General features: G+C 62.7%; 13 protein-coding genes. 1 reads left to right on the top strand and 12 read right to left on the bottom strand.

Going from position 1 to position 10,607, the window contains the following annotated elements; translation table 11 throughout:
- The 12 genes from ABIT12_RS04080 to lgt form a co-directional block, all read right to left on the bottom strand.
- Positions 1-382: poly-gamma-glutamate hydrolase family protein (locus tag ABIT12_RS04080; RefSeq protein ID WP_348044017.1), on the bottom strand; the 382-nt coding region annotated here is incomplete at its 3' end.
- Positions 383-484: 102 nt separating this feature from the next.
- The gene (gene ychF, locus ABIT12_RS04075; RefSeq protein WP_348044015.1) at positions 485-1,582 is read right to left on the bottom strand and encodes a redox-regulated ATPase YchF; all 1,098 of its coding nucleotides are present in this window, start codon (positions 1,580-1,582) and stop codon (positions 485-487) included.
- Between the two features lie 277 nt (positions 1,583-1,859).
- Positions 1,860-2,555: an aminoacyl-tRNA hydrolase gene (gene pth, locus ABIT12_RS04070; protein ID WP_348044013.1), complete on the bottom strand. Its 696-nt coding sequence runs from the start codon at positions 2,553-2,555 to the stop codon at positions 1,860-1,862.
- A gap of 68 nt (positions 2,556-2,623) precedes the next feature.
- Positions 2,624-3,238, bottom strand: a complete 615-nt coding sequence (locus tag ABIT12_RS04065; protein ID WP_348044011.1) for a 50S ribosomal protein L25/general stress protein Ctc — start codon at positions 3,236-3,238, stop codon at positions 2,624-2,626.
- Positions 3,239-3,546: 308 nt separating this feature from the next.
- Positions 3,547-4,788, bottom strand: coding sequence for a DUF6596 domain-containing protein (locus ABIT12_RS04060; protein WP_348044009.1), 1,242 nt, complete (start codon positions 4,786-4,788; stop codon positions 3,547-3,549).
- Positions 4,788-5,129, bottom strand: coding sequence for a YciI family protein (locus ABIT12_RS04055; RefSeq protein WP_348044007.1), 342 nt, complete (start codon positions 5,127-5,129; stop codon positions 4,788-4,790). Before ABIT12_RS04055 ends, ABIT12_RS04060 begins: the two co-directional genes overlap by 1 nt.
- A gap of 92 nt (positions 5,130-5,221) precedes the next feature.
- Complete coding sequence (locus ABIT12_RS04050) at positions 5,222-5,575, bottom strand: YciI family protein (protein ID WP_348044005.1); 354 nt, start codon at positions 5,573-5,575, stop codon at positions 5,222-5,224.
- Between the two features lie 100 nt (positions 5,576-5,675).
- Complete coding sequence (locus ABIT12_RS04045; protein WP_348044003.1) at positions 5,676-6,071, bottom strand: YciI family protein; 396 nt, start codon at positions 6,069-6,071, stop codon at positions 5,676-5,678.
- A 305-nt stretch (positions 6,072-6,376) separates the two neighbouring features.
- Positions 6,377-7,306: a ribose-phosphate pyrophosphokinase gene (locus ABIT12_RS04040; protein WP_348044001.1), complete on the bottom strand. Its 930-nt coding sequence runs from the start codon at positions 7,304-7,306 to the stop codon at positions 6,377-6,379.
- Between the two features lie 113 nt (positions 7,307-7,419).
- Complete coding sequence (pgeF, locus tag ABIT12_RS04035; RefSeq protein WP_348043999.1) at positions 7,420-8,190, bottom strand: peptidoglycan editing factor PgeF; 771 nt, start codon at positions 8,188-8,190, stop codon at positions 7,420-7,422.
- On the bottom strand, positions 8,187-9,257 hold the full coding sequence (locus ABIT12_RS04030; RefSeq protein WP_348043997.1) for an SAM-dependent methyltransferase: 1,071 nt from the start codon (positions 9,255-9,257) through the stop codon (positions 8,187-8,189). The genes pgeF and ABIT12_RS04030 overlap by 4 nt, the downstream gene beginning before the upstream one ends.
- Positions 9,258-9,412: 155 nt before the next feature.
- Positions 9,413-10,231, bottom strand: coding sequence for a prolipoprotein diacylglyceryl transferase (gene lgt / locus ABIT12_RS04025; RefSeq protein ID WP_348043995.1), 819 nt, complete (start codon positions 10,229-10,231; stop codon positions 9,413-9,415).
- A gap of 122 nt (positions 10,232-10,353) precedes the next feature.
- On the opposite strand from lgt, the gene ABIT12_RS04020 reads away from it, so the two are divergent.
- The gene (locus ABIT12_RS04020; RefSeq protein ID WP_348043993.1) at positions 10,354-10,605 is read left to right on the top strand and encodes an accessory factor UbiK family protein; all 252 of its coding nucleotides are present in this window, start codon (positions 10,354-10,356) and stop codon (positions 10,603-10,605) included.
- Positions 10,606-10,607: the final 2 nt, after the last annotated feature.

The raw sequence follows: 10,607 nt of genomic DNA, 5'->3' as shown, positions 1-10,607 counted from the left end.
CGGCAAGGGCTTTGTCGCGACCACCGACATAGACGGTGTAGGGGTCGGTGCCGTCAGCGCGGCCATGGACGGTGATCACGGTGGCGCTGGCGACGACGAGGTTGACGGCCTTTGGCTCGTCGAATTTTATCGAGGTGATGTGAAGGTCGCTATGCGGCCGGGCCTGCTTGAGGCCTTCGAACAGGTAGAGCGAGTAGCGATCCGCGGCAATGGCGGCGGTGATTTCGGAAGTGGTGGGTTCGATCCAGCCGCCGTGGGGCGCAAGGATGGCAACCGATGAGTTGCGCTGGAAAAGGGCTATCGAGAAATCGATGTCTTCGACTTCGGAGGCCGAGAGGGCGCGGAAACTGCCGTATTTGTCGGGTGCCTGGTTGCTAGACATTTGACGACCTTATCGAGCGTTCGTGCCATTCGGGCGTAGCCCTCATGGCCTTTGGCCCTGAAATCGCTCCACTGGAGCGATTTCGCGGCGGAGCCGCCGGGCCTAAGTATTGAACTTGAACAGCATGACGTCGCCGTCCTTGACGACGTATTCCTTGCCTTCGTCGCGGGCTTTGCCGGCTTCCTTGGCGGGGACTTCGCCGCCCAGGGAGATGTAATCGTCATAGCCGATGGTCTGGGCGCGGATGAAGCCGCGTTCGAAATCGGAATGGATGACGCCGGCAGCGGCCGGGGCCTTGTCGCCCTTGTGGATGGTCCAGGCGCGGGCCTCTTTCGGGCCGACGGTGAAATAGGTCTGCAGGCCAAGCAGGCCATAGGCTTCGCGGATCAGCCGGTTCAGACCGGGTTCGTGCAGGCCGAGGCTTTCGAGATATTCTGCTTGTTCGGCGTCGGGGAGCTGGGCCAGCTGGCTCTCGATTTCGGCGGAGATCACTACGGTCGCCGCATTGTGCCCCTTGGCGTAGTCGGCCACCAGCCTGGTCATGGCATTGCCATCGGAGGCGGAGCCTTCATCGACATTGCAGACGTAAAGCGCCGGCTTGGAGGTGAGCAACTGGAGTTCCCAGAAGGCTTTTTCTTCTTCGGGGGCGCGGGCGACGAGGCGGGCGGACTTGCCTTCGCGCAGCAATACCAGCGAGCGATCGATCAGGTCGAGCACCAGCTTGGCATCCTTGTCGCCGCCCTTGGCTTTCTTTTCGACGCCGTTGCGGCGCTTTTCGAGGCTTTCCAGATCGGCCAGCATCAGTTCGGTTTCGACAACTTCAGCATCGGCCAGCGGATCGACCTTGTTGTTGACGTGGATGATGTTGCCATCTTCAAAGCAGCGCAGCACATAGGCGATGGCGTCGCATTCGCGGATATTGGCCAGGAACTGGTTGCCCAGCCCTTCGCCCTTGGAGGCGCCCTTCACCAGACCGGCGATATCGACAAAGCTCATGCGAGCCGGCAGCTTGGTGGCGGATTTGCCGACGACGGCGAGCTTGTCCAGCCGCGCATCCGGCACCGACACTTCGCCGACATTGGGCTCGATGGTGCAGAACGGAAAGTTAGCCGCCTGCGCGGCAGCGGTGCGGGTCAGCGCATTGAAAAGGGTCGACTTGCCGACATTGGGCAGGCCGACGATGCCCATCTTGAAACCCATGGGAAACTCCGGAAATTGGTTGGCCCTGACATGTGGCGGATCGGGGGATAAGTCAATGTTCACGATCTTCCTTCTCCCCCTGCGGGAGAAGGTGGCGCGTAGCGCCGGATGAGGGGTGTCTTACTTCGCACAGCGTTTGCGGGAGCAACCCCTCACCCTGGAATTCTGCTGAACGCAGAATTTCTGTCCTTGTTCGGTTCAAACCGCTCCACTGGAGCGGTTTGTGGCGATGCCACCACCTCCAAGTCCCGCAAGGGGCGAGGGTAGAAAGCGAAGATCAATCGCCCTTGAACAGCTTTTTGAGTATGGCGGCCATGGGGCCGGTTTCGGGGATGGCAACCTGCGGCTTGGTCGGGCGGGCCTGGCGGATGTGGCTTTGGGGTTTGGGTTCTGGCTTGGTTGGTTCGTCGGGTTGGGTGGCCAGAGTAATCTTGTTCATGAAACCGTTGTCGTCGCCGCTCAGCAGCATGCCAGCGTTTTTGGCGATGGCTGCGAGCATCGGTTCGAGCCAGGCCTGGTCGGCCTTGGCGAAATCGCCCAGCACGTGGTGGGTGACGAATTCCTTGCCCGGATGACCGATGCCGAGACGGACACGCCTGTAGTTTAGGCCAAGCTGGGGATCGATGGAGCGCAGGCCATTGTGGCCGCCATTGCCGCCGCCGACCTTGACGCGGACTTTGCCGGGGGCGAGGTCGAGTTCGTCGTACAGCACGACGACATCGGCGGGATCGATCTTGAAGAATTTGGCGGTGGCGGCGACGCTGTCGCCGGAGCGGTTCATGAAGGTCTGCGGCTTGAGCAGCAAAGCGCGCTCGCCGCCGATGCTGCCTTCGGAGAGCAGGCCATTGTGCTTGCTGCGCCACGGGCCGAAGCCATGCTCACGGTGGATCGCGTCGGCGGCCATGAAGCCGATATTGTGGCGATTGCCGCGATACTGATCGCCGGGATTGCCCAGGCCAACAATGAGCTTCAAAACGGGCTCTCCAAAAAGTAGAGGCGACCCTAGGGCCGCCTCGCTCAATAGACAATCTGGCGTGAAAATTACGCGGCCGGAGTGGCTTCAGCTTCGCCGCCTTCAGTGGACTTCAGAGCCGACGGCGCCACGATGGTGGCGATGGTCAGGTCATCTTCGTGGCTGTGGTCGGTGACGCCAGCCGGCAGCTTGATCGAGGACAGGTGGATGGCATCGCCAATATCCAGGCCGGTCAGATCAACGATGATCGAATCCGGGATATTGTCGGCGTTGACCGTCAGATCCAGAGTGTGGTGCACAACGTTGAGGGTGCCGCCGCGCTTGATGCCCGGGGACGCTTCTTCGTTGATGAAGTTCACATGCACCTGGACATTGAGCTTGGTGCCCTTGCCGACGCGCAGGAAATCGACGTGCATCGCGAAATCCTTCACAGGATCAAGCTGATAGTCACGCGGGATTACCGAGTGCTTGGTACCATCGACATCAAGAGTGATGACGTGGGACAGAAAGCCGCCATCATAGATCGCCCGCTGGGCATCCTTGAACGGCAGGGAGATGGTAACCGGGGATTTCTTGTCGCCGTAGATAACAGCAGGGATCAAACCCTGACGACGCAGTTCACGAGCGGCCCCCTTGCCGACAAGCGAACGCGCCTGAGCTTTGAGCTCTTTGGTCGCAGCCATGGAATTTCCATTCATGGGTTGGTGTATGGGTCACTACAACGCCATACGCGCCGTCCTCCAGGGGTGAGCAGCGCTTCATGGCGCGGGCTATACTCTAAAGGTGGTTGCGGAGCAAGCGGAGAGGGCGGCCTGACAAGACTTCCTCCTTCTCCCCTTGCGGGAGAAGGTGCCCGAAGGGCGGATGAGGGGTCGCTTCCTGGTTTGGCGTTTGTGGAGACAACCCCTCACCCTGAAATTCTGCTGGACGCAGAATTTCTGTCCCTCTCCCGCAAGGGGCGAGGGTAGGCCGGTTGTTGTGGCGGCAGCGGTTAGCCGTCTTTCAGCACGTCGAGTTGTTTGCGCAGATACGCCCGTACCGCATCATCCGTCGATAACCCTATCGCCACGGTCAGCGACTCGAAGGCGTCGTCCTTGTCGCCCGCTTTGGCGGCGAGGTGGCCGCGGGCGGCCCAGTAGGGTTGATAATCGGCCATGCGTTTGTCGGCGGCTATGGCGATGATCTGGGCGAAGGCCTCTGCGGGGCCGGCGGTTTCGGCCAAGGCGGCGGCGCGATTGAGGGCGACGACGGGGGATTTGGTGAGGGCCAAAAGGTGATCGTAGAGCGCGACGATGGCGGGCCAATTGGCTTGACCGAAGACGCGCCGCGCGGTGTGGGCAGACTGGATGGCGGCTTCCAGCTGGTAGCGACCGGAGGGGCCACTCTGGTTGGCCTGGTGCAACAGCGTCTCGGCGATGTCGATCTGCCATTCATCCCAGAGGGCGGTGTCCTGCTGTTCGAGCGGCACATAGGCGCCGTCGCTATCGCGGCGGGCAGCGCGGCGGGCTTCGGCGTAAAGCATCAGCGCCAGCATGCCCTTGGCCTCGGGCTCGTCAGGCATCAGTTGCACGATCAGGCGACCGAGCCAGATGGCTTCCTCGGCCAGTTGTGGCGTGCCGGTTTCGCCCACTTCCCCCCAGCCTTTGGCATAGGCGGCGTAGATGGCTTCGAGTACGGCATCGAGGCGCTCTGGCAGATCTTCACGATCGGGGATGAGGAAGGGAATGCCGGCCTCCTTGATGCGGGTTTTGGCGCGGACGAGGCGCTGGCCCATGGTGGCGGGCGGAATCAGGAAGGCCGAGGCGATGTCTTGCGCGGTCAGGCCCAGAATGGTCTGCAGGATCAGCGGGGCGCGCATGCCGCGTTCGATTTCGGGGTGGGCGCAGGCAAACATCAGCGCCAGACGGCGATCAGGGATATCGTCCTGGGTGTCGGCGGCGGCGTCGATTTCATCTGCCATGAGCAAGAGGTGACCCTCACCCGCTATGCGGGTCTGGCGGCGGCGCAAAGCGTCGGTCTGGCGACGGCGGGCAACGGTGAGCAGCCAGGCGTCTGGATTGTCGGGCACGCCATCCCGGGGCCAGAGGCGCAGGGCGGCGGCAAAGGCGTCGGCCAGCGCATCCTCGGCGCCGGCCAGATCGCGGGTGCGGGCAGCCAGAAAGGCGATGAGGCGGCCATAGCTTTCGCGGGCAACCCGTTCGGCAGCGCGGCCTGCTTCATCGCCTTGCTGCATCAGCTGCCCTTCGGCGAAATCTGGCGCACTTCGATGGTGCCGTATTTGGCGCTGGGGCAGCGGGCAGCCCATTCGACGGCGTCTTCGAGCGTGGGCACATCCAGGATCATGTAGCCGGCGAACTGCTCCTTGGTGTCGACATAGGGGCCGTCGAGCACCTTCTTGCGGCCGTCCTTGACGCTGACACGGGTGGCGGTCTTGGCCGGATTGAGGCGTTCGCCCGGGGTGCCAACGCCCGCCTTGGCAAGGGCGGCGTTGAAGGCGGCGTAGTCGCCCCAGAGTTCGGGGCCGGCCTTGGCCAGTTCGACATCATCGTGATGGATCAGCAGCATGAATTTCATCGGTTTTCTCGCGTTGTTGGCTCCGGGGCACCATGCCCCGGCGCTACAATGACGGAGGGCGTTTGCGCAGTTCGACGTTTTTGCGCAAAAGTTTATTCGCCGCGGGTCGGCCAGATCGGGCGCACTTCGATGGCGCCGTGCTGGGCGGCCGGGCAGCGCACGGCCCAGGCAACGGCAGCGTCCATGTCATCGACCTCGATCATGTAATAGCCGCCGAACTGTTCCTTGGTTTCGGCATAGGGGCCATCGAGGACTTCGGTCGTGCCATTGGTGACGCGGATGGTTGCGGCATCGGTGGTGGGGCGGAGGCGTTCGCCGCCACGCATGACGCCGGCCTTGATCAGCGCTTCGTTGTAGGCGGCGTAGGCCGGGCTCATGCCGGTCGAGTCGACCGGCACCGTGTTCATCACCGACTCGTTGCCATGGATCAGCAGCATGTATTTCATCATTGTCTCCCGTGTGTGGTCGGAACACCTTGCCCCGATGCTACAATGACGCGAGATGGCGGGGGATTTCGACTGGGTCGCGCATATTTCTTTTCTGGCGCTAAAAACCGGGCTTCATGGCGCGGACCTCTATCGAGCCCCATTGCGCCGCCGGACACTTGGCGGCCCACGCCAAAGCCGCATCCATGTTGGCAGCTTCGATGATGTAGAGACCGCCAAACTGTTCGCGGGTTTCGGCATAAGGGCCGTCGTGGACGATCAATTCGCCACCATCGTTGACGAAGGCGCCGCTGGCGCCCTGAACCACTTCGCCGCCCTGCATGGCGAGGGTTTTAGCATTGGCCGTGCGGTCCAGCGGCGAGGTCATCACGAAGGCGCCGGCCTTCGTGAGCGCATCCTCATAAGCGGCCATGGTCTGCATTGCACGCGCCATGGCCTCGGGCGGCATGGCAAGGCCGGTGTTTTCATCTGCAAACAGCATCAACAGGTAGCGCATCTCGGTTCTCCTTGGCGAGGGATCATAGGCTCTCAGGAGAATGTCGCGCGAGGGGGGGTGATTTCGACAGGGGTGGGGATTTTGTTGGGGAGCGAACGCCCGATGCCGCTGTGCCTCCCTTCTCCCCTTGCGGGAGAAGGTGCCCGAAGGGCGGATGGGGGGGTATTCTCCGGTCAATGCGGAGGAGAGGACCCCTCACCCTGAAATTCTGCTGAACGCAGAATTTCTGTCCCTCTCCCTCAAGGGGTGAGGGTTGCCGACTGATGGGGTGGCGCGAGTGGCGACTGATGGATCGTCGAAGCGACTTAATCCAAGAGGCTCGACACGCTCTGTTCACTCGCCGTGCGGGCGATGGCTTCGCCGATCAGGGGGGCGATGGTGACGCGGCGGATATTGGGGGCCGAATTGGCTTCCAGCTCCTCGATCGAGTCGGTGATCACCAGTTCCTTGAGCTTGCTGGCGGCGACACGCTTGGCGGCGTCGTTGGAAAGCACGCCGTGAGTGATGTAGGCGGAAACATCGAGCGCACCGGCCTTGAGCAGGGCTTCGGCGGCGTTTATCAGCGTGCCGCCGCTATCGACGATGTCATCAATCAGGATGCAATGCTGGCCGGAGACATCGCCGATGATGTTCATCACTTCGGAGACGCCGGCGCGGGGGCGGCGTTTATCGACGATGGCGAGATCGGCGCCGATGCGCTGGGCGATGGCGCGGGCGCGGGCGACGCCGCCGACGTCAGGCGACACGATCATGACGTTGGAGGTGTCGTAGTGGTCGGCGATATCGCGGACCATGACTGGGGCGGAATAGAGATTGTCGGCCGGAATATCGAAGAAGCCCTGAATCTGGGCGGCGTGCAGATCGAGCGTGATGACGCGATTGATGCCGGCTTCGGTGATCAGGTTGGCGACCAGCTTGGCGGAGATCGGGGTGCGCGAGGCCGATTTGCGGTCCTGCCGGGCATAGCCAAAATAGGGCAGTACGGCGGTGATGCGGCGCGCTGAAGAGCGGCGCAAAGCATCAGTGATGATCAGCAGTTCCATCAGATTGTCATTGGCCGGGAAACTGGTCGATTGCAGGATGAACACATCCTCGCCACGCACGTTCTCGTGGACTTCGACGTAGATTTCCTTATCGGCGAAACGCTTGACGGTACAATCGGTCAGGGGAAGTTCAAGGTAACTGGCGACGGCTTGAGCAAGGGCACGATTGGAGTTGCCGGTGACCAGCTTCATTGCGCGATCCTGTTCGTGATGTACGCGGGAAGTGGCGTACCCAGTTTCGAGCGCAGCTTTAGCGAGTCACGCCCGGACTCGCAACGCAACAAATGGATGACACGAAAATAAGATTACCGAAGCCCGATCAGCGCAATCTGCCTGCCGGTCGTCTGGCCATGGTGGGTGGCGTAACGGTGGGAGAAATAGCGCTCCGGTTCGGCATAGGTGCATAGCGCCAGGTCTTCGACAGTGCCGATACCGGCCTTGCGCAACTCGGCGGCGACGAAGCCGGGAAGGTCGAAATGCTCTTTGCCGTTGTGAGGCGTGACGAAGTGTTCCTGGCCGCCCGGATGGAGGGCGAGGAAATCGGCCATGAAGTGCGGGCCGACTTCGTAGTTGCGCTGGCTGATGGTGGGGCCGATTGCGGCAATGATACGCTCCGGGCGCGCACCGAGGGCGACCATGGCGGCGATGGTGTTGGCCATGATGCCGTCGATGGCGCCTTTCCAGCCGGCATGGGCGGCGCCGATGACGCCGGCTTCCGGGTCGGCAAACAGGATCGGCGTGCAATCGGCGGTGAGGATGCCGAGCAGGATGCCTGGGGTTGCGGTGACGTGGCCGTCGGCATCGATGCGGCTGCCGGGTTCGGGCGGCGCGGTCAGGGTGATAACGCGGTTGGAATGGGTTTGTTTGAGGGTGGCGAGTTGGTGGGGTTCGAAGCCTAGCGCACCGGCGGCGCGGCGGCGGTTTTCGGTGACCGGGGTCGGGGCATCGCCGCCGACTTCGGAGACGTTGAGGCCTTTATAGATGCCGGTGGAAACGCCGCCTTCACGACCGAGGAAGCCATGGCTCAGGCCAGAGAGACTGGCCAACCGGCTGCTCTGCTCGAATGGGATGCTCATTCAGAGAACCCCGATGGCCGCAGGCCGGGGCTGGCGGCGCAAAAGGCCTTGAACAGAGTGCCCATCTGATCGGCGGCAGTGAGGCGGGTGCGGGCGGCGGCGATGCCGGCGGCAGCGGATGGATTGGCGGCGCTCAGGGCCTTGGCGCGCTCGCCGATACCGAGGCGGTTGAGGAATTCGCCCTGCGACACCAGCGGTTGAACGGCGAGGCCGGCCTTGCGGGCGACATTGCCGAGGGCTTCGAAATCGACATGGGCCGAGAGATCGGCCTCGCCGGGTTCGGCGAGGATATCGGCATAGGCGTGGTTTTTGACGGCCTGCAAGGTTTCCCCGGTTTGGCTCAGGGCATAGCCGTAATCAATGGCGAGGATGGCGCCGCCGAGGCGAGAGACGTTTTTGGCTAACCGCGACATGACTTCGCCGCCGGCCAGCGCGACCTCGAAGACTGCATGAAGCGGCGCGTCCTGCACCGTGTCGGGCAGGGCGGCGTTGGGGATGGGTGTCGGCGACAGGCCGAAGGCGCGGCGATCGTCGACCAGACCGACCACGCGCTCATGCCAGCCGGTTTGACCGCGCACGAACTGGCGAATGGGCAAGGCATCGAAAAATTCATTGGCGACGACGAACAGCGGGCCGGCGCCGATCTTGTCGAAGCTGTCGACCCATTTGGGATCGTAGGGTTCGAGACGGGCGTTTTGTTCGGCGATCAGGGTGGGGTTGGTTTCGAACAGGCGCAGGTCGAGGCTGTCGCGAAAACCTTCGGCGCGGCAGGCGACGCGCAGGATATCGGCCATCAGCGTGCCGCGGCCGGGGCCGAGTTCGAGCAGGGTGAAGGCTTTGGGCGAGCCCATCTGTTGCCAGAGATTGACGAAGAAGAAGCCGATCAGCTCGCCGAACATCTGCGAGATTTCGGGCGCGGTGATGAAATCGCCACCGGCACCGAGCGGGTCGGCGCCCTTATAATAGCCCTTGGCGGGGTGGGTAAGGCAGAGGCCCATATAGGACGCCACCGACATCGGGCCATTGGCGCGGATTTGGGTGTCAATGAGATCGGGCAGGGAGGTCATGTGTTTAGCTCTGCGGCTTGTCTCCCTCTCCCTTTGGGGGAGAGGGTTGGGGTGAGGGGGCCTTGAGAGCCACTGTATCGACGTAAGGCCCCCTCACCCGGCGCTGCGCGCCGACCTCTCCCCCAAAGGGAGAGGTGAAAGAGGGATTCTGCGCGCTAGCGACCACGTTTCGGCCTCATCGCATAAATCACCAGAACAATGCCGCCGAGCAGGATGGGCAGGCTCAGGACCTGGCCCATGGTGAGCCAGCCGGTGCCCAGCTGGTAGCCGAGCTGTTCGTCGGGCAGGCGGACGAATTCGACGGCGATGCGGGCGCAGGCATAGCCGATGGCGTAGATGCCGGCGACCAGGCCAGGGCGGCGCAGGCCATAGGCGACGTGGGTGACGAAGCGGATGACCACGAACAGCAACAGGCCCTCAAGCGCCGCCTCGTAAAGCTGGCTGGGATGGCGGGGGACCTGCATCGGATCGGTGGGGAAGATCACGCCCCAGGGCAGGCTGGTGGGCGCGCCATAGAGTTCGGCATTGATGAAATTGGTGATGCGCACGAGGAAGATGCCGATGGTGGCCACGGCGCCGAGCAGATCGAGCGAGGATAGCAGGTTGCCGCCCTTGGAGCGGGTGAACAGCATCACCGCGATCATCAAGCCGGCCATGCCGCCGTGATAGGACATGCCGCCGTCCCAAACTGCAAAGATTTCCAGCGGATGGGCGAGGTAGATCGGCAGATTATAGAACAGCACATAGCCGGTGCGACCACCGAGTACGATGCCGACGACTGCCCAGAAGGCGAAATCGAAGATGTCGGGTGCGGCAAAAGGAGGCGCATTATCGGCCCAGAGCGACTTCTTGGCCAGCAGGCGATAGCCGTAGAGTGCGCCAAGGCCGACACCGGCGAGGTAGGCAAGAGCATACCAGCGCACCGAAAACGGGCCGATGGCGAAGGCGATTGGGCTGATATCGGGAAAGGGCAATTTCGGGCTCCGCGTCTTGGCGCGGACCATTGCCGCTTCGCTTGCTCTGGTCAAGTCGGGCGGGCTCGCCTACATATCGGGAAAGGCGCCAAGGAGCGCCGCCACGCGATCAAAGGTGTGCGATGAACCAGAACAGCAAACTCTTCGACGGCCTGGGCCGGGTGATGAACGAGGCCGCCGGAGTAGCCGATGGCGTGCGCCGCGAGGTGGAAACTGTCGTCAAATCGCAGGCACAGCGGTTTGTGGGCGACATGGACCTGGTCAAGCGCGCCGATTTCGATGCGCTGCGCGAACTGGTGCAGGTGCAGAGCGAAGAGATCGACAAGCTGCGCGAAGAGATCGCCGCCTTGAAGCCGAAGAAAAAGGCCGAGTAGGC

Source organism: Devosia sp., from assembly GCF_039927955.1.
In the GTDB taxonomy this organism is placed as follows: domain Bacteria; phylum Pseudomonadota; class Alphaproteobacteria; order Rhizobiales; family Devosiaceae; genus Devosia.
Note: the sequence above shows the minus strand (reverse complement) of the source record. Positions and strands in the feature narration are given on the sequence as shown.

Coding starts and splice junctions, on each gene's coding strand:
- ychF (WP_348044015.1), bottom strand. CDS start 1,582: ATGGGTTTCAAGATGGGCATCGTCGGCCTGCCCAATGTCGGCAAGTCG.
- ABIT12_RS04065 (WP_348044011.1), bottom strand. CDS start 3,238: ATGGCTGCGACCAAAGAGCTCAAAGCTCAGGCGCGTTCGCTTGTCGGC.
- ABIT12_RS04060 (WP_348044009.1), bottom strand. CDS start 4,788: ATGCAGCAAGGCGATGAAGCAGGCCGCGCTGCCGAACGGGTTGCCCGC.
- ABIT12_RS04055 (WP_348044007.1), bottom strand. CDS start 5,129: ATGAAATTCATGCTGCTGATCCATCACGATGATGTCGAACTGGCCAAG.
- ABIT12_RS04050 (WP_348044005.1), bottom strand. CDS start 5,575: ATGAAATACATGCTGCTGATCCATGGCAACGAGTCGGTGATGAACACG.
- ABIT12_RS04045 (WP_348044003.1), bottom strand. CDS start 6,071: ATGCGCTACCTGTTGATGCTGTTTGCAGATGAAAACACCGGCCTTGCC.
- ABIT12_RS04040 (WP_348044001.1), bottom strand. CDS start 7,306: ATGAAGCTGGTCACCGGCAACTCCAATCGTGCCCTTGCTCAAGCCGTC.
- pgeF (WP_348043999.1), bottom strand. CDS start 8,190: ATGAGCATCCCATTCGAGCAGAGCAGCCGGTTGGCCAGTCTCTCTGGC.
- ABIT12_RS04030 (WP_348043997.1), bottom strand. CDS start 9,257: ATGACCTCCCTGCCCGATCTCATTGACACCCAAATCCGCGCCAATGGC.
- ABIT12_RS04020 (WP_348043993.1), top strand. CDS start 10,354: ATGAACCAGAACAGCAAACTCTTCGACGGCCTGGGCCGGGTGATGAAC.